The sequence below is a fragment of the Corallococcus sp. AB030 genome, assembly GCF_003668965.1.
Classification (GTDB): domain Bacteria; phylum Myxococcota; class Myxococcia; order Myxococcales; family Myxococcaceae; genus Corallococcus; species Corallococcus exiguus.
This window is the reverse complement of sequence record NZ_RAWQ01000138.1, coordinates 1-21,925: the sequence shown is the minus strand read 5'-3', so window position 1 is coordinate 21,925 and position 21,925 is coordinate 1. Positions and strand designations below refer to the sequence as shown.

At 69.8% G+C, this 21,925-nt stretch carries 18 protein-coding genes; 8 read left to right on the top strand and 10 right to left on the bottom strand.

Annotated elements, in window-relative coordinates; all coding sequences use genetic code 11:
* Positions 1-12: 12 nt before the first annotated feature.
* The 3 genes from D7Y15_RS28245 to D7Y15_RS28235 form a co-directional block, all read right to left on the bottom strand.
* Positions 13-483 carry a nuclear transport factor 2 family protein gene (locus tag D7Y15_RS28245; RefSeq protein WP_121754519.1) on the bottom strand — a complete coding sequence of 157 codons (471 nt, stop codon included), beginning with the start codon at positions 481-483 and terminating at the stop codon, positions 13-15.
* Positions 484-556: 73 nt separating this feature from the next.
* Complete coding sequence (locus D7Y15_RS28240) at positions 557-1,084, bottom strand: hypothetical protein (protein WP_120597344.1); 528 nt, start codon at positions 1,082-1,084, stop codon at positions 557-559.
* Between the two features lie 55 nt (positions 1,085-1,139).
* Positions 1,140-3,503: a hypothetical protein gene (locus D7Y15_RS28235; protein ID WP_172809713.1), complete on the bottom strand. Its 2,364-nt coding sequence runs from the start codon at positions 3,501-3,503 to the stop codon at positions 1,140-1,142.
* A 25-nt stretch (positions 3,504-3,528) separates the two neighbouring features.
* Here D7Y15_RS28235 and D7Y15_RS28230 point away from each other — a divergent pair, with 25 nt between their 5' ends.
* The 4 genes from D7Y15_RS28230 to D7Y15_RS28215 all read left to right on the top strand — a co-directional run bounded on the left by D7Y15_RS28230 (position 3,529) and on the right by D7Y15_RS28215 (position 8,667).
* The gene (locus tag D7Y15_RS28230; RefSeq protein WP_043321926.1) at positions 3,529-3,930 is read left to right on the top strand and encodes a TIGR02266 family protein; all 402 of its coding nucleotides are present in this window, start codon (positions 3,529-3,531) and stop codon (positions 3,928-3,930) included.
* The gene (locus D7Y15_RS28225) at positions 3,927-4,478 is read left to right on the top strand and encodes a DUF192 domain-containing protein (protein ID WP_169821791.1); all 552 of its coding nucleotides are present in this window, start codon (positions 3,927-3,929) and stop codon (positions 4,476-4,478) included. Before D7Y15_RS28230 ends, D7Y15_RS28225 begins: the two co-directional genes overlap by 4 nt.
* 148 nt (positions 4,479-4,626) lie before the next feature.
* Complete coding sequence (locus tag D7Y15_RS28220) at positions 4,627-6,963, top strand: alkaline phosphatase PhoX (protein ID WP_158629128.1); 2,337 nt, start codon at positions 4,627-4,629, stop codon at positions 6,961-6,963.
* A gap of 42 nt (positions 6,964-7,005) precedes the next feature.
* Positions 7,006-8,667, top strand: coding sequence for a hypothetical protein (locus tag D7Y15_RS28215; protein WP_121754516.1), 1,662 nt, complete (start codon positions 7,006-7,008; stop codon positions 8,665-8,667).
* A 634-nt stretch (positions 8,668-9,301) separates the two neighbouring features.
* On the opposite strand, the gene D7Y15_RS28210 is transcribed toward D7Y15_RS28215, so the two are convergent.
* From D7Y15_RS28210 to cglC, 7 genes are all read right to left on the bottom strand, one after another.
* Entirely contained in the window at positions 9,302-11,080 is a 1,779-nt protein-coding gene (locus tag D7Y15_RS28210) for a GGDEF domain-containing protein (RefSeq protein WP_158629127.1), read from the bottom strand.
* A 139-nt stretch (positions 11,081-11,219) separates the two neighbouring features.
* Positions 11,220-12,452: a hypothetical protein gene (locus D7Y15_RS28205; RefSeq protein ID WP_120581267.1), complete on the bottom strand. Its 1,233-nt coding sequence runs from the start codon at positions 12,450-12,452 to the stop codon at positions 11,220-11,222.
* A 69-nt stretch (positions 12,453-12,521) separates the two neighbouring features.
* Entirely contained in the window at positions 12,522-12,998 is a 477-nt protein-coding gene (gene ybaK / locus D7Y15_RS28200; protein ID WP_121754515.1) for a Cys-tRNA(Pro) deacylase, read from the bottom strand.
* A 5-nt stretch (positions 12,999-13,003) separates the two neighbouring features.
* A complete protein-coding gene (purK, locus tag D7Y15_RS28195) occupies positions 13,004-14,146 on the bottom strand; it encodes a 5-(carboxyamino)imidazole ribonucleotide synthase (RefSeq protein ID WP_121754514.1) in 1,143 nt (380 codons plus the stop codon).
* Positions 14,143-14,646 carry a 5-(carboxyamino)imidazole ribonucleotide mutase gene (purE, locus tag D7Y15_RS28190; RefSeq protein ID WP_169822434.1) on the bottom strand — a complete coding sequence of 168 codons (504 nt, stop codon included), beginning with the start codon at positions 14,644-14,646 and terminating at the stop codon, positions 14,143-14,145. The genes purK and purE overlap by 4 nt, the downstream gene beginning before the upstream one ends.
* 169 nt (positions 14,647-14,815) lie before the next feature.
* Entirely contained in the window at positions 14,816-16,249 is a 1,434-nt protein-coding gene (locus tag D7Y15_RS28185) for a VWA domain-containing protein (RefSeq protein WP_121754513.1), read from the bottom strand.
* Positions 16,250-16,363: 114 nt separating this feature from the next.
* Positions 16,364-16,870 (bottom strand): adventurous gliding motility lipoprotein CglC, encoded by a 507-nt coding sequence (gene cglC / locus D7Y15_RS28180; protein WP_120581360.1) that lies wholly within the window; start codon positions 16,868-16,870, stop codon positions 16,364-16,366.
* Positions 16,871-17,144: 274 nt separating this feature from the next.
* Here cglC and D7Y15_RS28175 point away from each other — a divergent pair, with 274 nt between their 5' ends.
* From D7Y15_RS28175 to D7Y15_RS28160, 4 genes are all read left to right on the top strand, one after another.
* Positions 17,145-17,972 (top strand): outer membrane beta-barrel domain-containing protein, encoded by an 828-nt coding sequence (locus D7Y15_RS28175; RefSeq protein ID WP_120581361.1) that lies wholly within the window; start codon positions 17,145-17,147, stop codon positions 17,970-17,972.
* Positions 17,969-18,850, top strand: coding sequence for an outer membrane beta-barrel domain-containing protein (locus D7Y15_RS28170; protein ID WP_121754512.1), 882 nt, complete (start codon positions 17,969-17,971; stop codon positions 18,848-18,850). The genes D7Y15_RS28175 and D7Y15_RS28170 overlap by 4 nt, the downstream gene beginning before the upstream one ends.
* 5 nt (positions 18,851-18,855) lie before the next feature.
* Positions 18,856-20,901 (top strand): adventurous gliding motility protein GltC, encoded by a 2,046-nt coding sequence (gene gltC, locus D7Y15_RS28165; RefSeq protein ID WP_120581358.1) that lies wholly within the window; start codon positions 18,856-18,858, stop codon positions 20,899-20,901.
* A 111-nt stretch (positions 20,902-21,012) separates the two neighbouring features.
* Positions 21,013-21,925, top strand: a 913-nt coding sequence (locus D7Y15_RS28160; protein ID WP_121754511.1) for an MFS transporter, incomplete at its 3' end; no start/stop codon positions are given.

Here is a 21,925-nt window from a genome sequence, read left to right as displayed (position 1 = left end):
GAAGGCAGGTGGCTAGATGCCGGAGAGGATCTTCCAGTCGCCGCCGACCTTCTGGAACACCATCTGCTCCAGCTCCGAGTCCGACTGGGGCCGGGCGTTGAGGCCGGGCATGCGCCAGGACGCGTTCCAGTAGTAGATGGCGAGCGCGACGTCGTCCTCGCGGAACTCCACGCGGCGGATGTTGAAGTCCACCTTGGGGTTCTGCAGCTTCTGGAAGAGGGACCGGAGGTGGGACTCGAGGTTGACGGCGGTGAGGTCGTCCGTCGGGTCGTCCGGGGTGCCGCCGTCGTCGCGGAACTTCGGGGACACCAGCGCCTGGATGGCCTTCGCGTCGCGGGCCTCCAGGGCGGCGCGATACTTCTCCATCACGGAGAGGATGGCGCGGGTTTCACCGGTGTCTTCCAGCTCCGTGCCGGGGATGCGCTTCGGGGCGCATGCGGCCAGGAAGAAGACGGCGCAGAGGGCGAGGAAGCGGTTGTGCATGGCGGGGCCTTATGGGTTCAACCGCATTTGTGTCAACCCATTCCCCGGCCCCGCCGCCCTCCGTGCGCTTTGACTATTTGGCGCGGATGACTTCAGCGATGAAGCGGTTGAGCACGGGCAGCTCGCCGTCGAGGATCTTGAGGCCCTCGGTCTTGATGATCGGCTCGGCAATCATCGCCACCGGCTTGAGCAGGAAGGGCACCTTGAGCGACAGCTCGCCCTCCATCTTGCGCTCCGTCTGGCCATTACCCAGGTCGCGCAGCTTCAGCACGCCCGTGTTCACCAGCATCTTGGAGATGGTGTGGGACGTGGGCGTGTTGGTGAAAGTGAGCTGCCTGGTGCGCTTGTCGTAGGTGGACGTCTCGATGAAGGCGAACCACTCCGGCGACACCTTCTTGGGGCCCACGGAGGAGATGACGGGCTTGGGGCGGTAGCGCACCTTGCGGTGCACGCGGTCACCGTCGACGCGCACCTCCTGGGGCTGCAGCTCCAGCAGCACGCCGTGGTGCTGGAGGAGGTACGGAAAGTAGCGCTCGTCCAAGAGCGCGCGCTCCACTTCGTCCACCGTCCCCTGGATGTACTGCGTCTTCTCGAAGTGCATGCCCCATCCACCTTTCCGTCGATGCGTGAGTCGTCTCTCTCGCAGGGGCCCGCGTCTAGCGGAAAGCCTGACGCGGCACCAGGGGCCCGCGATAGGCCGTCTGCTCGAAGTCACAACGGGCCAGCCACTCGGAGGCCGACGCACGGAAGGCGGCCCCGTAGTCCGGCAGCGCGCCCATTTCATGCCGCACGGCGCCGCAGTCGCCCGCCAGGTAGGCGGCCTCGATTCGCAGCCGCGTGGCTTCCCGGCGGATGGCCTCCGGGAGGGTGGTGTCCGAAAGAGCGCGCTGGAGCTGTTCGCCCGCGAGCGCCGGGGCCCCCACCTGATGCAGCCGCCGCCCCAGCAGGTAGTGCAGCCATGGATCCATCGGCGAAGCGAGGAGGGCTCGGTCCAGCAGCAAGAGGCGCAGCTCCTCCTGCGGCGCGCGGAAGTACGCCTCGATGGGGGCGCGGCGCGACGGCGTCTCCAGCGCGGCCAGCTTCACCTGGGCGGTGCGCGTGAGCTCCGGCCCCGGATCCAGCGCGAGCGCGGCCTGGAGGAAGGCGCGCGACCCCTCCACGTCCTCCAGGTGGAGGGCCACGTCGGCGCGGGCCACGGCCACCTCCGCGGCGAGCGCGGGCCGGTCCTTCACCTGGTCCGCGAGCGTGGCCAGCACCTTCGCCGCGTCGGGCCCGCGCTCCAGGGCGTCCAGGGCCACGGCCTGGCCCAGCTGGTAGGACGGCTCCTCCGGCTGGAGCCGGGCGGCGCGCTGGTAGCGCTGGAGCGCGTCCTGCGGGTCGCTGGCGAGCGATTCGCGGGCGGAGTCCGACAGGCGGGCCACCTCGCGGGCGCAGGCGCGGGTGAAGAGGCTGCCGGTGCGGAAGCGGGCGAAGGCGCGCGCGAGCGCGGACGCGTCCAGGGGCAGCGCGTCCAGGGTGCGCTCCCACTCGGTGACGAGCTCGTCCAGGGGCCGGCCGTAGGCTTCGTTGAAGTCCGCGTGCGCATAGACGGCGCGCAGCCGGTCCGCGCCGTAGGTGTCCGCCAGGTAGCGCAGGAACGAACCCGCCACGGTGTACGCGCGCGCCGGGGCGGACTGGTAGAAGCCCTTGGGGCCCATGAGGTCGCGCATGTCCGGGGCCAGCCCCTGCCTGCGCATGCCCGCGGCCCACTGGTGCAGGGTGAGCTCGCCCTGCACGGGGTCGTCCGCGGCCACCGCGAGCCCTTCAATCACGCCCATCAGCGGCCACACGCCCAGCCGGGTGGTGACGCGGAAGAAGCCGGAGCCCGCGGGGCCCGCCATCACGTGCGCCAGCTCATGGTGCAGCGTGGAGTGGGGGAAGGGCTTGTCCTGGATGTGCAGCTCCGTGCGCCAGGGCTTGGCGAACTGGGTGCGGCCGGCGCCCACCAGCCGCTGCTTCTCCTCCTCGGAGCGGTAGAGCCACACCCGCACGCGCTCCGTGGGGGCCACGCCCAGGAAACCGGCCGTCTGGGTGAAGCGGAACTCCAGGTCGCGGGCCATGCGGTCCACGTCCTGGCGGGCCTTGCCGCGCGGGTAGTGCAGGACGAAGTGCTCCGTCTCCCGCACGCCGCCCAGCTGCTCGGAGAGGTACGTGTCGCTCATCCGCAGGCCAAGCTGAGGCGCGCGGGACTCCAGCCAGAGGATGCCCAGGACACAGGGGAGCACCAGGCCCAGCAGTCCACCGGGGCGCGCGCCCTTCAGCGCCAGGCGCCCGGTGCTCACGTCCAGGAGCGCCATGGCGAGCCCCGCGAAGACCCCCACCCACAGGAGCGTCTCCAGGCGGAACCAGCCCAGCGCGGCCGTCATCTGGAGGGCCTCGTCGTAGAGCGGGCCGGGCAGGTGGCCCAGGAAGATGTTGAAGGCGAACACCTGGGGCCCGAAGACGATGGGCCACACCGTCACCGCCAGTGAGGCGAGGAGGAGCAGGGCGTACAGGCCCGCCGCGCCCCGGGGCCGGGCCGTCGCGAAGCCCAGGAGCACGCCCGCCGCGGAGGCCACCAGGGCGGAGGGGATGGTGAGCAGGGGGTAGAAGCCCGCCAGTTCGAAGGGGTCGCACGCGGTGCGAAGCCGGGCGAAGAGCAGGGCGCACACGAAGGGGGGGACGAGCACCCCCAGATTCAGGACGGCGCTGGCGCCCAGGGCGCGGCCCACGGCGGTTCCGGGCAGGGCGGACGCTTCCACCCGGGCGGGCAGGGGGGCGGCGCCCGTGAGGATGCGGCGCTCCTGGGCGGCGGCGGCGATGCCTGTCCCACCTCCGAGCAGGCCGACGGCGATGGACAGGGCCAGGCCCAGTTCGAAGCCGGGGACCCCGAAAAGGGGGAGGAGGACGAGGGCCGACCCCCCACCGCCGAGCAGCAGCACGGTGGCCAGGACGGCTGGACGGCCCAACAGTGCACGGGCACGGGGGAGGACTTGCCGCATGGCGTCCCCTATACTCCCCGGCCGCATGTCCGAACAGAAGAGCGGATCCGAACTGCGCACCCACGGTCGTGCGCCCATCGAGCTGAAGGTCGACTACAAGAAGCTCAATTCGTTCTTCGCTGACTACACGAAGAACATCAGCAAGGGCGGCACGTTCATCAAGACGAAGAAGCCGCTGCCCATTGGCACGCGCTTCCTCTTCAAGCTGACGGTGCCGCACCGAGAGGCACCTTTCGAACTACTGGGCGAAGTCGTCTGGTCCAAGGCCGACGCGGAGGAGCCCGGCATGGGCATCCGCTTCATCTACAGCAGCGAGTCCCAGCGCGTGGACTTCGAGACGCTGGTGGAGCGGCTCATGTCGGACAGCCTGGGCTCCGAGCTGACCGAGAAGCTGCTCAACAAGCCCCTGCATCCCCAGCATCCATGAAGATGCGCCTCACGTTCGTCCTGGCGGCGCTGGCCTTCGCGGGCGGCGCGTGTCAGGAAGCGCCCGCCGCGCCTCCGAAGCCCGCCGCGCCCGCTCCGGCGCGTCCCCGGTCCAAGGACGTGTCGGCGGAGGACTACGTGATGCCGACCCTGCCGCGCGCGCACGTGCGGCTGAAGGATGCCTACGGTGGTGTGCACCGCGTGGAGGTGGAGGTGGCCGCCACGGGCGAGTCGCGCACGCGCGGGCTCATGTGGCGCAAGGCGCTGCCGGCCGGGCAGGGCATGCTCTTCATCTTCCCGGATGAAGAGGTGCGCGGCTTCTGGATGCGCAACACGCTCATCCCGTTGGACATGTTGTTCATCACGTCCGAGGGCCGCGTCGTGGGCATCATCGAGAACGCGGAGCCGCGCACGCTGACGAACCGCACGGTGGGCATCCCCAGTCAGTACGTGCTGGAGGTGCCGGGCGGCTGGTGCCAGAAGAACGGCATCGTCCGCGGCGGCACAGCGGAGTTCGAGGGCGTCAGCACCCTTCCCATCATGCCGTGACGCAAAGGGGGCCGGTGATGCGCGTTTGTCGCGCGCCCGGTTTGCCCGTGATGAAGAAGTGACGCGCTGCTCAAGGTAGCGCCACGCTGCCTCCGCAGGATTCGCGCCGCGCGTCGAAGCGCGCGCCACCTTCTGGAGGATGCACTGCATGGCTTCTCGTCTTTTGAGCCGCGCCACTGGCGCGATGCTCCTGCTTGGCACCGCGACGTGGGTGGGTTGCGAGGGAGACTCGGGTCCCGCGGGCGCGGATGGCCCCAAGGGCCAGGACGGAAAGGACGGAAAGGACGGCGCCCAGGGGCCGGCGGGTGAGCCGGGCAATCCGGGCCCTGGTACCCAGGGACAGCCGGGGCCGGGTGCAACGGCTCGCGCGCCGGGCGTGGAGTCCAGCACGCCGCTGTCGTCCGTCATCGCCGTGACGTTCCGGGGGGACCTGGGCACGGGCGCGACCAACGTGGCGGAGTACGTGAAGGCGCGCGTGGAGCAGGTCGTCACGGGGAAGCTGCCCTCGCCGCTGGTGTTCCCGCTGTCATCCGCGTCCACGGACACGGTGCGTTCGGTGCCGGGGCTGTATCCGACCACGGTCATCAAGTGGATGGATCCGCTGGCCTTCGCGAAGGGCGGGGCGCGCTTCGGCGCGAACGTGGACTACATCGCCTTCTTCGGCGACGGCTGGTCGCGGGACGGACGCGCGCCGCAGTACCACGGGCAGGCCGCGGCCGGCTGGATGTGGATCAACCACGAGTACATCTCCGGCACGAAGCCGCGCGTGGGCACGGCGCCCATCGGCCAGCACCTGGACTTCGCGCGCTTCCTGCGCAACACGGGCTCGCTCTCCAACACGGTGGCGGACGGCACGCAGTGGCAGGCGGACGCGCTCGTCTCCTACAACCGCGAATGGAAGAAGCAGGTGGGCGGCACCTGGATGCGCGTGGTGCAGGACCCCGCGACGGGCGGCTGGGCGGTGGACCGCAACGCGGCCAACGTGCGCTACGACGCCTCCAGCGCCACCCTGGCGAAGGTGGTGGGTGTGACGCTCTCCGGCGAGGAGCATGACGACTCCGGCCTGGCGCTGGTGGCGGGCGTGGTGCCCGGCACGCACTCCAACTGCTCCGGTGGCCAGACGCCGTGGGGCACGGTCATCGTCGGCGAGGAGAACGTCCAGGGCGTCTATGGCGATCCGGAGGCCGCGCTGTGGACGGGGAAGAACGACTGGATTCCCGCGGCGCCGGGCTTCGCGCCGGGGGCTCCGCTCGCGCCTGATTTCTCCGCGCCGGCGGAGGGCGACATGATCAGCGGGGACCGCGACTCCACACACCTGAAGGATGGCTACGGCTACCTGACGGAGGTGGATCCGGGCCAGCCGGCGGACCTCTGGTACGGCAAGGACGCGGAGAAGCCGGGCGCGGGTCACCGCAAGCTGGGCGTGATGGGCCGCGCGCACTGGGAGAACGCCACCTTCGTGGTGGACGCGGACTGGAAGCTGCTCGCGAACCAGCCCGTGGTCATCTACGGCGGCGATGACCGGCGCGGCGGGCGCATCTTCAAGTTCGTGTCGCAGGGCAGGTACACGCCGGGGATGACGAAGGCGCAGGTGCGCGCGCTGCTGGACGCGGGCACGCTCTACGCGGCGCACTTCGCGGGCCTGGACAACGCGACGGGCGACACGCTGGTGGGCGGGGTTGTGCCCACGGACGCGGTGCCGGGCCACGGCCGGTGGATCCAGCTGGGCATGGACAGCACGGACCTGGCGCCGAACGGTGCGGCCTTCGGCCAGCCAACGCTCCAGGTGGGCGCGGCGCTGCGTGACGCGAACCACAACGCGATGGGCGGCTTCGTCAACGACGACCAGGTGCGCAAGCTCTTGTGGACGGCGGCGAACAAGGTGGGCGTGATGGAGCTCAACCGCCCCGAGGACACGGAGTGGAACCCGAAGGACCCCAGCGGCACGCCGCTGCTCTACGTGGCCTTCACCGAGCACGGTGACCCCACGGCGTTGGATCAACAGGGCCGGGTGGCCACCGCCGAGTTGAAGGACGGCGCGTGGGTGAAGAAGGATCGCGGCGCGCAGGACAACCGCGCGGTGGACAAGGTGGGCTCCCTCTTCGCCATCCGTGAGGCGGATCCGGCGGCGCCCGCGAGCTCGAAGACGTTCGACTTCTTCCGAGTGTGGAAGGGAGAGGCGGTGGCCACCAGCGCGGCGCCTGAGTTCGCGGCAGCCAAGCCGGACAACCTGGTCATCGACCGCGAGGGCGGCGTGTGGTTCGGCACGGACGGCAACTTCGGGGTCAACAAGGTCGCGGACGGCATCTTCTACCTGGACCAGGCGCCCGCGCACCGTGACAGCCCGTACTTCCGCAAGGCGTTCCGAGTGCTCTCCATGCCGAGCGACGCGGAGGCCACGGGCCCGGCGTTCAACGCGGACATGACCAGCCTGTTCGTCAGCGTCCAGCACCCGGGCGAGGACAGCTTCAGCGTCTGGCCGTAGTCGTCGTTCCTTTCGATGGTCCACGAAGACGGAGCCTGACGCATGCGTTCATCCGTGCTCGATGGGGTGCGAGGCCCCGTCTTCATCGTCCTGACGTTGGGGGCCTTCGCCGCGGCGGCGGGCGTGTGGCGTTTGCGCACGCCCGCCGAGGTGGATGCTCCGTTTGATCCGCTCGCGCAGGCCCTGGAGGCGGGGAGCCGGGTGGCCAACCGCGAGGCCCCGGTTCCGTCCATGTGTTACACGAAGACGGCTGGGGTCTCGAACCCGTGCTGGACGTGTCACACGGGCGGCGTTGGCAACAACGTGATGGCGGACGACTCGCTCCAAGCGGAGTACGCCTTCAGCGACGTGGGGCTGACGAACCACTGGACGAACCTCTTCACGGACCGGACGCGCGCGATGGCGTCCATCACCGATGACGAGGTGCTCGAGTACATCCGCGAGGACAACTACACGCCGCTGCGCGCCGCGCTGCTGGGGCGCGCGGGGGGCTACAAGGGCTGGGTTCCGGACCTGGACCTGACGCGAGGCTTCGACGCGGAGGGCTTCGCGAGGGACGGAAGTGGCTGGCGGGCCGTGCGCTACAAGCCGTTCCTGGGAACGTTCTGGCCCACCAACGGCAGCACGGACGACGTCTACGTCCGGCTCCCGGAGTCCTTTCGGGAGGACACGCACGGGCAGCCGTCGCGCGAGGTGTATCGCTTCAACCTTGCGGTGTTGGAGGCGGCGATGACGGTGGACCCGGACCTCCTGGCCGTGAAGGGCGCGAGCCGCCGCGTGGAGCCGGTGGACGAGCGCGTGGGGAACATGGACCTGGATGGTGACGCCGTCCTGTCCCCGCGCGTGGAGCGAGTGCGCGGTTTGCCGGCGCGTTACGCGGGGAGCGCGGCGGATGTGAAGGTGCGGCGGTACACGTATCCGAAGGGCACGGAGTTCCTGCACACCGTGCGCTACGTGGACCCGGACGCGCCCGCGCTGTTGTCCACGCGGATGAAGGAGCTGCGCTATTCGCGCAAGGACGAGGAACCGGCGGACGACCGCGTGCGGAACTTCTACGCGGAGGAGCAGGAGAAGAAGGTGCGCGGCCGGCTGCCCGCGTTTCCAGGCACGCCGGAGCTGGGACTGATCAACGAATTCGGCTGGCGCCTGCAGGGCTTCATCGAGGACGCGAAGGGACGGCTGCGCCTCCAGACCCTGGAGGAGCACGTCTACTGCATGGGCTGCCACACGAACCTGGGCGTGACGGTGGACCAGACCTTCGCGTTCCCCCGCAAGGTACCGGGGAGCGAAGGCTGGCGGACCCAGGACCTGCGAGGCCTGTTGGACGTGCCGCAGGCAGGACACACCGCGCCAGAAACCGTGACGTACTTGGAGCGCGTGCAGGGGGGCGATGAGTTCCGTGCGAACGAAGAGTTGCTCGCGCGCTTCTTCCCGAACGGAGTGCTGGACCTGCCAGCGGTCAGTCGCGCGGCACCGAAAGGGGACCGCGACCTCGCGTGGTTGGTGACGCCGTCACGGGAGAGGGCGCTCCAACTCAACAAGGCCTACCAGGCCCTGGTGCGGGAGCAGGCGTTCGCGTTGGGACGGGACACTCTGCTGGCGCCGCCCGCGAACGTGCACAGCGCCGTGGAGAACGGTTCCACCGAGTTGGAGGCCACGGGCCGCCTCTACACCGACGGCCGGTTGCACCTCACCTGGGAGTAGGACGCGGTGCACGCGAAGCGGTCTGCCGCACTTCAGCGGGGCCGGCCAGCGATACGCCGCACTGCGTCCAGGAACGACGAACACCTGCCCCCGGCTGTCCAGAGTGCCCCCCTCCGCCAGACGCGGCAAAACCTGTCGGACAGTCGGACAAGTTTCCGCCGCACGGCTGGCGCCGGGGCCCTTGGCCCGGTCCGCCCAACCTGTCGGACAGTCGGACAGCTTTTCGTGGGTCGAACGGAGGGGCCGGGCCCCCGGCCAAGACTTGCCAAGACTTGTCGGACAGTCGGTCAGGTTTCAGCTGCGCGGATGACGCAGGGGCCCATCCGCGGTTCTCCCAAGCTTGTCGGACAGTCGGACAGGTTTTCGCCGCGCGGCTGGACCGGGGGCCCTCTCGCCACGAGGCATCCAACCTTGTCGGACAGTCGGACAGGTTTTTCGCCGCCTGAATCGGGCGGCGGGCCCCAGCGCCGGTCCTCCCAACTTGTCGGACAGTCGGACAGGCTCGTGCTGGGGACCGCTGGCGGGGTGTCCCGATGGGGCCGGGGCATCCCCTTGGGCCTACAAGAGTGCCGTGCCGTTTCGGTGGGCTCGGACGGGCGACCGCGCCTCACTTTGGACGTGAGGCGCGGTCCGGCTACTTCACCGCGCTGGGCTGGAACAGGAACGTGCTGGTGTGCGTCTGCGCGGAGACGGCCTTCACTCGCTTGCGCAGGGCCGCGGCGACGGCGGACAGCTCCGCGGGGTGGGGGTTGGCGGACAATCCCTGGTGGTCCACCGCCGCGAGGCTCAGCGTCACCGGCACCGTGTTGCCTGCCGCGTCCTTGGCCGTGAATCCGCCGCGCCGCAGGTCCTCCGGACCGTAGAGCGGGACCTTCTCCGCATCGAAGCGCTGGCAGAGCGTGCGCAACACCTCCGGCGCCACCGCGTCCGGACACACGAGCACGAAGTCGTCGCCGCCCACGTGGCCCAGGTTCGAGCCTTCCGGTAGCAGGTGCAGGCACTCCGACAGCACGCTCGCCGTGTAGCGGATCACCCGGTCGCCCTGGAGGAATCCGTAGCGGTCGTTGTACGCCTCGAAGTGATCCAGGTCCGCGTAGATGACCGTGAACGCACTGCCCTGGAGCGCGGCGCGGATCCACCGTTCGATCATCCGGCTGCCGGGCAAATCGGTGAGCGGATGCGCGCCCGTCGCCGCGTGCTGCTCCAGGTCCGAGGCCCGCGCGATGAGCTGCTTCATCGTCACCGTGCCCAGGAAATGGCCCTTCGCGTCCGTCACCACCACCGGGTCGTAGACGGACTCGGGTGGACGGCGCATCGCCATGCGCGCCAGCGCCGTGATGGCCGTCGCATCCTCCACCACCATCGGCGCCTCGCGCGGCTCGTCCGGAAGCGCGGACTCCGTGCTGGCGGCGGTTCCTCCGAAGCGCGCGTAGAAGCTCCGCCGCGTCACCACCGCGTGCGGCTGCTCGTTGTCCAGCAGCACGACGTGGTCCTCGCCCGGCGTGCGGCGGAAGAGCCGATCCAGCTCCACCGCCTGCGCCGTCACCGGCGCGCACGGCGGGCGGATGATCATGCTGCCCACCGTCTCGTCATCCTCGTGCTCGCGGTGGTGCAGGGCGCGGATGGCCTCGCGGCAACGCTCCGCGAAATCCGCGCCCGGCCGCTGCGGCGAACTCACGGGCCGCGCCAGCAGGTAGCCCTGCGCGTGCCGGATGCCCAGGCGCAGCAGGACCGCCAGCTCGTTCCACGTCTCCACGCCCTCGGCGATGAGCACCGCGTCCACGCGCTGCGCGAACGCCACCAGCGACTTCACCAGGTGCTGCCGGTACGTATGCAGGTGGATGTCCCGCACCAGCGCCTGATCCAACTTGATGAAGTCCGGCGCGCTGTGCACCAGCGTCACCAGGCCCGAGTGCCCCGCGCCAAAGTCGTCCAGCGCGATGCCGAAGCCCTGCTCCGAATACCGCCGCGCGAGCATGCGCAGCTGCTCCGTGTCCTCGAACGTGCTGCGCTCGGTGATCTCCAGCACCAGCTGCTGGGGACTCAGGCCGTGCTGACGCAGCAGCTCCAGCGTGGACGCGCCGCCAAAGCGCTCGTCGCTCAACACGTCCGGACTGACGTTGAAGAAGAACGGTCCGCGCCGCTGCGCTTCCGGCAGCGTGGCGATGCGACGCACCGCCGCGGTCCAGCATGCGCGCTCCAACTCGTAGGTGAAGCCCTCCACCCGCGCGCGGTTGAACAGCTCGTTGGGGGACTCCACCGGGCCCAGGCCTCGCGACAGCACCTCGTGGCCGAGGACTTCGCCGCTGAGCAGATCGACGATGGGCTGGAAGACGGTGGCGACCCTTGGCTCGTCACCGTTCCAGAGCCAGGGCGGAGGTGGTGCGGGCTTGCTGGGGGAGGGCAGGCTCATGGCTCTCGAAATGTACCGCGCTCTGGCTCAAGCTTCAGTCCCCCCCCGACCACTCGGCAGGGCCAACATCGAAAACGGACGCTTGCCACGGGCGTCCCCCAGGGCCCGGGCGGGAGGGCCCCGTCAGCCTCCCCAGGTCCTATTCCCCCTGAATCCGCTGGATTTCCGGCACCTTGGCGCCCTCGGACGCGTCCGGCCCCGGATCCACCGGGGTCACCGGGGCCACGTTCGCCGCCGCCACCTGGGTCAGCGTGACCTGGGCCGCGACCGCGTCCATCGCCTGGCCTTCCTCTCCCTGGGCGGTCGAGAGGGCTCGGAACCGGCGGGCCAGCGAGGCCAGCTCTGCCGCCTTCAGCTGGGCCTGACCGCTGCGCAAGGACAGGAGCGCCACGCGCGCACGCTCCAGCAGGGCCACCTCCGCGCGCAGCCTCGCGAGGATTCGCTCGCGCCGCTGACGCATGTCTCCCAGCCGCTCCACCTCCTCCGCCAGCGACGCCGCCGCGGCCTCCAACTGCCGGCGCGCCACCACGTCCGTGCTCGCGCGAGCGCTGCGCTCCAGGCTCTCGCGCTCCGCCTGCAACTCCGCGGCGGCGCGCTCCTCCAGCTGCGCTTCCACGCCAGCCCACTCGGACGCCAGCTCCACCGCGCCCTTGGTGATCCGCGCCAGCGTGCGGGCCAGCTCCTCGCGCGCGGGCTCGCGGGGCAGCTTCGCCAGGGACTGACCGCATTGACGGTAGAGGGACAGCGCGCGTTCGGACAGCGTGTGGAAGTCACCGGAGAGCTGGGGCAGCAGCTCCTCCGCGCGCGCCTCCACCGGATCCGCCGTCAGCCCCAGGTGCGCGGCGATGGCGCCCAGCCCCACGAAGAGCCCCACGATGCCGCCCACCACCGCCGCCGCCAGCAGCGTGGGCGTGGCCACGGACGCCAGCCGCACCGACAGGATGTTCGCCACCACGCCACCCGCCAGCGTGAGCCCCGCGCCCAGCACGGCGCCCAGGCCGTAGTGCACGAGCGTGGGACGGGCCTCCGCGACCTGTCCCTCCTCGCCCAGGTCGTTGAGGCGGGAGCGCACCAGCAGCGCGCCCGCGGCCGCGCCACTCGTGGCCACCGTCCACGCGGGCGACAGGCCCAGCCCATAGGGCAGCGCCACGAGCAGCAACCCCAGGCCACTCAAGAGGCCCCGGTCCCACCGGTCGCCTCGCGCGCACGCCAGCACCACCGCCGCGGGCACCAGCCACGTCAGCGGCATCGGCATGCCCACGCGGAAGGACAGCCACTGCACCAGCCCCGCTCCGGCGCCTGCCGCCAACGCGCGCGTGACGGTGTGCTCGAAGGCTTCGCGGTGGTGGAATTGCAACACGGCGGCATTCATCGGGACACCCCGGGAACGGCCCCCAAGGGCCGGGAATGTCTCTTCGAACGCGCGGCTCGCGAAAAGGGTCTACGCCTTCGGACGCGAAATGGGTCCCGGCTTGCCCTTCGTCACGCGGAGGTAGTCCGCCGGGGCGAGGACAATCTGCGTCCCGCGCACCCCGGCCGACACGGCGACTTCATCGAACAGCTCCAGCGTCTCATCCACGAAGACGGGGTAGTCCTTCTTGCCCCCCAGCGCGGTGACGCCGCCCCGGATGTAGCCGGTGAGCGGCTGCAATTCCTTGAGGGGGAGGGTGTCCACCTTGCGGTCGCCGGACAGCCGCGCCAGGGCCTTCAAGTCCAGCTCCGCGTTGCCCGGCACCACCGCCATCAACACGCCGGTGCGGTCGCCCTTGGCCACCAGCGTCTTGAAGACCTGCTCCGCGGGCATGCCCACCTTGGCCGCCACCGTCTCCGCGGACAGGTCGTCCGGATCCACGTCGTAGTCGCGCAACGTGTACGCGATGCCGAGCGAGTCCAGGAGCCGGGCGGCGTTCGTCTTCATGGGCGTTACATCCCCAGGGCCGTGGCGGCGGCCTTCACGCGCTGGAGCGCGTCCTCGGGCGAACTTCCCACCGCGGACAGGTGGCCCATCTTGCGACCCTTGCGCGCGTCCCGCTTGCCGTACAGGTGCAGCCGGACGCCGGGCAGCGCCAGCGCCTGCGCGAACCTGGGGCCGCCTTCCTGCAGCCACAGGTCGCCCAGCAGGTTCACGATGGCCGCGGGGCGCACCACCTCCACGGAGCCCAGGGGCAGGTTGCACACCGCGCGCACGGCCTGCTCGAACTGGCTCGTCAGGCACGCCACTTCCGTCGAGTGGAAGCTGTTGTGCGGCCGGGGTGCCACCTCGTTGACGAGCAGCGACCCGTCACCCAGCAGGAACATCTCCACCACCAGGAGCCCCTCCACCTTCAGCCCGGCGGTGATGTCGCGCGCCACCTGCGACGCCTGCGTCAGCACGGCCTGGGGCAGCGGACCCGGCAACAGCGACCACGCGAGGATGCGCTCCTCGTGGTGGTTGAACGCGGGCGGGTACACCGCGAGCTGCCCATCCGGCCCGCGCGCCACCAGCACGGACAGCTCCGCCTTCAGGTCCAGCGCGGCCTCCGCCACCACGGAGCGCTCGCCCAGCTCCTTCCACGCGGCGCCCGCCTCGGAGGCCGACTTCACCTCGTACTGGCCGCGCCCGTCGTAGCCACCCTCGCTGGACTTGATGAAGCACTTGCCGCCCAGCGCGGTGATGGCCGCGGCCAGCTCCGCCTCCGAGTGCGCCTCACGCCACGGGCCCAGCGGGAAGCCGCCCTTCGCGAGCCAGGCCTTCTGCCGGCCGCGGTGCTGCACCACCTCCAGCACGGAGGCGCCGGGCCGCATGGGCGCGTGACGCGACACCGCGTTGAGCGTGGACAGCGAGACCTTCTCAATCTCCAGCGTCACCACGTCGCACTGGCGCGCCAGGTCCTCGGCCGCCGTCGTGTCGGAGAAGGACGCGGTGAGGCAGCGGTCCACCACGGAGCGGGACGGGCACGCCGAGTCCGGATCCAACGCCTGCACCTGGTAGCCCAGCGTACGCGCCGCGAGCGCCATCATGCGCCCCAGCTGGCCGCCGCCCAGGATGCCCAGCGTTCCGCCCGGCAGCACCATGGGGCCGCTCATCCCGCCACCTCGCGCTGCGCCAGCACTTCATCCGTGCGGGCCTTGCGCCACGCGGCCAGCCGCTCGCGCACCTCCGGGTACTTCAGCGCCAGGATGGCCGCCGCGTGCAGCGCCGCGTTGGCGGCCCCCGGCTTGCCAATGGCCTGCGTGCCCACCGGGACGCCCTTGGGCATCTGTACGATGGAGAGCAGCGCGTCGAAGCCGGACAGCACCGTGGTGGGCATGGGCACGCCCAGCACCGGCAGCAGCGTCTTGCTGGACACCATGCCGGGCAGGTGCGCCGCGCCGCCCGCCGCGGCGATGATGACGGACAGCCCGCGCGACTCCGCGGTGGACGCGTACTCCATCATCCAGTCCGGCGTGCGGTGCGCGGAGACGATGCGCACCTCGTGCGGGATGCGCAGCTCGGCGAGGATGTCGATCGCCGGTTGCAGGTGCTCCAGGTCGCTCTTGCCGCCCATGATGACCCCGACCCACGGGGTGCTCGCGCTCGCCGCCATGCTTGTCCGCGCCTCCAGTGCGCCCTGCTTCCAGGGGGTGAAGCCTGGAAGAACGCGGAGATAGGGCCACGCGATTCCGGAGGTCAACCGCGAAGATGTGACGTCGCGATGGCGGGCGGGCAGGGAGGCGGGCGATGCCCCCCTGCATGCCCCTCGAAGCTCCGGAGTCTCAGTACGTCGAGCCCATGCGCCCGAAGCTCTTGAGCGCCTTCACCTTGCTGTTCTTCACGGCGGCCTTCTGGGCTTCATAGGAGTCCGCGTCGTCGTATTCCTGCATCGCGCGGGTCTGCTCGGCCTGATCCGCCGCCACCGCCGCCGCGCCCGCCACCACGCCTGCCTCCTCGAAGAGGGCCTGGTTCTGGGAGAGGTAGCCCTTGGCTTCCGCCTTCTTGCCCTGGCTCATGGCCTCCGCGGCCTTCTGGAGGTTCTGCGCGCTGCGGGCCCGGGCCGCGTACACCGTGGCCTCCTTGTCCTGGCGCTGGACGACCTCCTCCAGCACGTTGGTGGCCACCGCGGCCAGCATGGACTGGTCCTCCACGTTCTTCTGCACGAGCAGGTCCGTGTACGCGACCTTCAGCCCCGCCACCTGCACGGACTGGCCCGGCGTGGTGCCCGTCACGTGCAGCCGCGCCACCACGCGCTCCGTCTGGCCCGCGGAGAAGTCCGGCAGCGCCACGCGCACGGTGTTTCCGGCCTGGTGCGCGCGGTAGCCCAGCACCTCGCCCAGCGTCGTGCCCGGGGGCAGTTCGAAGGACAGCTCCACGTTGCGCGCCACCGCGGTGGTGGCCTGCTGCAGGTCGCGCTGGAAGAGGGTGGACAGCTTGCTCGCGTCCTCCAGGAAGCCGTACGCGCCGGCGCCGTACTCCGCGAAGGCCTGCATCAGGTCCTCGTTGAAGTCCGTGCCCACGCCAATGGAGCTCACCGTGATGCCGGAGGCGCGGATCTCCTTCACCACGTTCTTGAGTCCCTCCTCGTCGGACACGCCCTCGGTGGGCTGGCCGTCGCTCATCAGGATGAGGCGGTTCACCGTGGCCGTCCCGCCCATGGCGGACGCCAGCTGCGTGCGGCCCACGGACAGGCCCGCGCTGATGTTGGTGCCGCCGTCATCCCAGATGCCGTCGATGAACTGGAGCATCCGCTCGCGGTTGCCCGAGGTGGCCGGAAGGGACGGCAGGCTCTTCACGTCGCTGCCGTAGTGCACGATGGCCAGCCGGTCCTCGTCGCGCAGCAGCGTCACCAGGTGCCGCGCGGCCTGCTTCGCCTGCTGGAGCTTGTAGCCGCTCATGGACCCGGACCGGTCGATGACCACCGCCAGGTTCACCGGGCTGCGCTTCGCCCCGGGCACCTCCGCGCCGGTGAGGTCCACCGTCACGTACGTTTCCGAAGGGCCCACCGGCACGTACGGGTGCGACAGCCGGCTCGTCACCTGGAGGCTGCCCGTGGACACGCGCGGACCCGGCGGCGGGACGGGCGGGGGGGGCGTGGGCGACGTCACGACGACGTGCGGCGTGGGCGGCTGGCCGCCCCCGCGGGGCATGCCCAGCACCAGCGCGGTGAGGGCAAGGCCACCAGCCAGGGCGAGGAACAGGACCGTACGATTCATGGCAGGGCTCCAAAGGCGTTTGAAACGCGGGCCCTGCCTTTACGAACGGGGAGCGCGAAAAGGTCTAACCCTTTCGCGCGAGGCGACTGTTCAGTGGGCTGTTCAGCCCGGACTTCAGTTGCCCTGGGCCGCCGGGACGGCGCCCGCGCAGAAGTAGGGCGAGTTGTTCTCGCCGAAGGTGCGCCGGTAGAAGGACTCGTCCGCGATCTTGATGGCGTCCAGCGTGTCCTGGTCCAGGAGCAGGGGACGGCACGTCATGCGCTCCTTGAGGCCCGGCTCCACGTCATCCACGGTGCGGGTGATCTCGCAGCCCGTCGTGGTGCCCTGCACGCACTCCTTGCTGCAGTAGCCCAGGGCGAACGCCTCCGGGTTGTCGCTGCGGGGGCTCTGGTCGTCACGGACGCAGACGAGGTCCTCGCAGTCCAGCGAACCGAAGGAGATGAAGTCCTGATCCACGGCGATGTCCTTCTCCTGGATCTCCACGAACTTGCGGCCCTGCTCCTCCCGCTCCTGGTCCGTGGCCCTGCGCACCAGTTGGCACGGCTTGCCCAGCTCGGTGGTGACGTCGCAGCCTCCCAGCATCAGGGCGGCGGACAGGAAGAGCGCGGTTCGCACGAACATCTTTCAGACCTCTAGGAAGGATGGAAACAGGGCGCGCCAAGGGGGGAGGCCGACGCCCGGAACCCGGGAACGGTAGCACACCGCTTCTTCGCGCCAACCCCTGACCCGCGGGGCGTGAGCACAGTGGAATTGTGAAGGGATACGAGAGGAATACAGAGGAGGCAGGCGCATTCTGCTGGTTGATGGTTGGGAATACGGCCGATAGGATGGTGCGGCTGATGTCATGCTGCCTTCCGGTGGCAGTACGTTCCCTCCCCCCACGGAGCGCCCGGACTTGAACCGCCCCACGCTGCTGCTTGCGCTGAGCCTGATGTGGCCCGCGCTGGCCCCCGCCCAGAACCAGCAAGGCATGGGCCTCGATCTGACCGAGGACTCCCAGGCCAAGCCACCCGAAGAGAACCCCGCGCCGCCGCCGGACGAGGAAGCCCGTCCCGCGTCGCCGCCAGCCGCCACCCCGGCGAAGGACATCCCGATCGAAGCGCTGATGCCGCTCACGGACATCACCCAGGACGACCGGGTGAAGAGCGTTCAGCGCAAGGTCTATCTGAAGAAGAACCGCCTGGAGATCTCACCGTTCGTGAGCATCTCCGTGAACGACCCGTTCTATTCGAAGTTCGGCGGCTCGTTGCGCGCGGCCTGGTACCTGTCGGACACGCTGGCCGTCTCGGCGCGTGGCTCGCTCATCCAGGTCATCCCGTCGGATGACGTCCGCACGGCGAAGCGCACCTTCAACAGCAAGATCTACGGCTCCGTGCCGAACTGGTCCGCCATGGGCGACCTGGAGTGGGCGCCGCTCTACGGCAAGGTGTCCTTCCTGAACTCCATCCTCCACTTCGACGGCTACCTGCTGGGTGGCATGGGCGTGGTGAGGACGGAGACCTCCGCGCTGCCGGACCGCGGCCTCAACCCGGCGTTCGACCTGGGCCTGGGCATGCGCTTCGTCACCAAGGACTACCTGGCCGTCAACGTGGCCCTCATCAACACCTCCTACGTGGACCAGCCCCTGGGCAGCAGCAAGGGCGCCCTCCAGAACGTCATGACCCTCAACGCGGGCATCTCCATCTTCCTGCCCCTCAAGTCGACGGGGAGGGAGTCCGAATGAAGCCCGCCTTCCGTCTGCTCCTGACCCTGTGCGCGGGCGTGCCCACGCTCGCCGCCGCCGACCAGGCGCCCGCTCCGGCCTCCGCCGCTCCGGCCACGCCTGCTCCGGCTCCGGCGACCCCGGCCCCCAAGACGGCCGCCAACTCCAACCCGCCCGCCGGCTCGCAGGAGGAGGAGGCCGGCGACGTGTCGGAGGTGGACAAGGACGCCCTGGGGCCTCTTCGCGAGCGCATCCGGCCGGTGTCCGGCCACATGTTCCTCAAGAAGGGCCGCTTCGAGGTCAGCCCGTCCGCGTCCATCACCATCCGCGACGCGTTCTACAAGAAGTACATCTTCGGCGGCACCGTCACCTACTTCCCCACGGAGACGCTGGGCGTAGGTCTTCGCGGTGGCTACGCGCTGAACTCCGTGGCGGGCTCCGCGCAGATCTGCACCTTCACGCCGGGCGAGGACGGGGACACCCGCGGCTGCCGCGCGCCCACCAAGGGTGAGCTGGACGGGTATGCGCCCGGCCAGATGACGCTCACGGGCGGCGTGGACGTCCAGTGGGCGCCCATCTACGGCAAGCTGTCGCTGCTGGCGGAGAAGTTCGTCCACTTCGACATGTACGGCGTCGTGGGCGCGTCCGTCGTCCAGTACAAGGGGCCGGCGGAGTCGCTGACGGATGGCACGCCCGCCGCAGGCAGCAAGTCGTACCTCACGGGCGGCGGCAACGTGGGCGTCGGCCTGCGCTTCTTCTTCAACCGGTGGATGACGCTGCGCACGGAGCTGCGCGACATCATCTACGTGGAGAAGGGCCGGGATCCCACGCCCAACTACCTCCGCAACCAGATCCTGTTCGAGCTGGGCCTGTCCTTCTTCTTCCCCTCCGGTTCCTGAGACTCATGCGCACCCACCGGTTCCTCCGCCTCGCCGTCCTCGGGCTCACGCTCGCGTACACGGCCCCCACGCTGGCCCAGTCCTTCGAAGGGCTGGACCTGGCGGGCCAGTCGAAGAAGAAGAAGAAGGGGGCCTCGTCGAAGGCTTCCTCGAAGAAGAAGACGTCCGTCAAGCGTGGCAAGGGCAAGACGACCGCCCCTGCCGAGGACGCGGACGAGTCCGCCTCCGACACCAGCGCGCCCGTGGGCAACCCCGCCACGCCGCCCGCCGCGGTGACGACGACGCCGGCGCCCACGGCCACTCCGGCCGCGCCCGCCGCGAAGCCCACGCCGCCCTCGAAGCCGGCCGGGCAGGGCAGCCCCGGCCTGGGGCTGGACCTCACGGGTGACAACGACAAGCCGCCCGCGCCCACGATGTCGTTCGACGCGGTGGACGTGTCCGGCAAGACGGCGGACCGCCAGCGCCTGGACGCGGCCATCAGCCTGTTCAAGAACGACGAGTACGAGAAGGCCGCGATGGCGTCCCACGAGCTGTTGGGGGACCCCAAGCTCCAGGGCCTGCACGTCGAGGCGCGCTACGTGCTCGCCAAGTCGCTCTACCGCATGGGGCTGTACCACTCGTCGCTGGGCGAGTTCTCCAAGATCCTCGCCGCGGGCCCGTCCACGAAGTTCTTCAAGACGAGCCTGGAGTGGCTGTTCTTCATCAGCCGCAAGACGCAGAACGAGACGGTCATCCTGGATGAGATCGCCCGGTACGCGAACTACGAGTTCCCGGAGAAGTTCCGGAACGAGTTCCGCTACCTGCTGGCGCGCTACCACTTCGTGCGTGGCCGCGCCCTGGATCAGGTGGGCCAGACGGAGAACGCGGACAAGTCCTTTGAAGAAGTGAAGCGCCTGGCGCTGACCATCCCGCGCACGGACGTGTTCTACCCGCGCGCGAAGTACCTGGAGGGCCTGGCCTTCTTCCGCAACGGCACGAACCACAAGGACGCGGCGGCCAAGCGCGGCAACACGGACGTCATGGCGTCCGTGGAGGCCATGAAGGAAGTGGTGCGCCTCACCCGTCCCATGGCGGGCCGCTCCGGCGAGCAGGCGAAGCTGGACAAGTCGCTGCGCGAGCTGGCGTTCATGCAGCTGGCCCGTACGCACTACGGCATGCAGCAGAACCGCTTCTCCATCTTCTACTTGAACAAGGTGGAGCGCGGGAACACGCAGTGGCTGGAGGCCCTCTTCGAGTCCTCCTGGGCCAACTACCGCATCGGTCAGTACGAGCAGGCGCTGGGCAACCTCATCACCCTGTCGTCGCCCTTCTTCCGCGAGGAGTACTTCCCGGAGGCGCTCATCCTCAAGGCGGTCATCTATTACGAGAACTGCCGCTACCGGGAGTCCAACCTCATCCTCCAGGACTTCGAGCGCACCTACCTGCCCGTGCACGACGAGCTGGACGGGCTGGTGAAGAAGAACATGGACGCCTCCGAGTACTACACGGTGCTCGCGGACGTGCAGAAGAAGAACAAGGACGGCCTGGAGAAGAACGGCACGGACGTGCTCCTGGAGCGCATCCTGCGGCTGGCCCTCACGGATCAGGACCTGAAGAAGACCAACGACTCCATCCTGGAGCTCGAGGGTGAGATGGACCTGTTCTCCAACAAGGGCGACACGTTCAAGTACTCGGAGCTGACCAAGCAGCTGCTGGAAGAGCTCAAGGTCCAGCGCACCAGCCTCATCTCCAAGGCCGGCATCATGGCCAAGGGCAAGCTGGAGACGGAGCTGGGCGCGCTCAAGCTGCTGCTGGCCAACGGCCTGCGCATCAAGTTCGAGACGACCACCAAGGAGAAGGAGTTCCTGGAGGAGCAGCTCAAGGCGGGCGGCCGCACGGCCATCGTCAAGAAGTACAAGTACTCCGTGGCGGTGGCGGACGATCAGCTCTACTGGCCCTACGAGGGCGAGTACTGGCGTGACGAGCTGGGCACGTACCAGTACACGATGACCAAGGGCTGCATCGAGCGCGACACGGCCAACCGTCAAATCCAGTCCGCCGAGGCGATGTAGACGCCTCGCGCTGAGAGTGGGATTCTTCCCGGCCGCCGGAGCGCCCCGTACGCGCGCTCCGGCGGTCTTGTCTTTTCCAACGGTCCCTCGAAGGGACGAGGGAGTGCGAAGTTGGCTCGGGAGGCGTCGCTGCGGGTGGTGTTCGGCATCGCCGTCCTGGACCTCATCGGGTTCGGCATCCTGATTCCGCAGCTGGGCGTGTACGGCGTGCGCTTTGGCGCTTCCCCCTTCGCGGTGGGGCTGCTGGTCGCGGTGTACTCGCTGATGCAGCTGGTGGCGGCGCCCATCATGGGGCGGCTGTCGGACCGGTTCGGCCGGCGGCCGGTGCTGCTCATCTCCCAGGTGGGCTCGCTGCTGGGCTACGTGCTGTTCGCCTTCGCGCACACGCTGCCCCTCCTGTTCCTGTCCCGCGTCATCGACGGGGTGTCCGGCGGCAACGTGTCCACGGCGCAGGCGGTGGTGGCGGACATCACCAAGCCCCATGAGCGCGCGCGGGGCATGGGCATCATCGGCGCGGCGTTCGGCCTGGGCTTCGTGCTGGGGCCCGCGCTGGGCGGCGTCCTGGGGGCGTGGGGCGGCAACCTGGCCATCGGCCTGTTCGCGGCGGGGCTGTCCGCGCTGAACCTCATCAACACCTGGTTCTTCCTGCCGGAGACGCGCAGGGCGGACTCGCCGTCCGCCACGTCTCGCAACATGCGGGGCGCGGCCGCCGCGTTGACGCTGCCCGTCGTGGGCCGGTGCGTGGTGCTGGTGCTGCTCTACACGGTGGCCTTCGCGCAGATGGAGGGCACCTTCTCCGTGTACCTGCTGACGCGCTTCCTGTCCTCCGGGCCGGTGCCGCTGGAGGGCGGGTGGCTGGTTCACGCGGTGCATCCGGACGCGTCCATCCTGAAGGAGGCGAGCCTGCGCTCCGGGGCGCTCTTCGCGGTGGTGGGCGTGCTGTCCGCGCTGGTGCAGGGCGGGCTGATGCGCCGGCTGGTGGCGGCCGGGCATGGCGCATCAGGCCATGGGGCGGCAGGTGCCC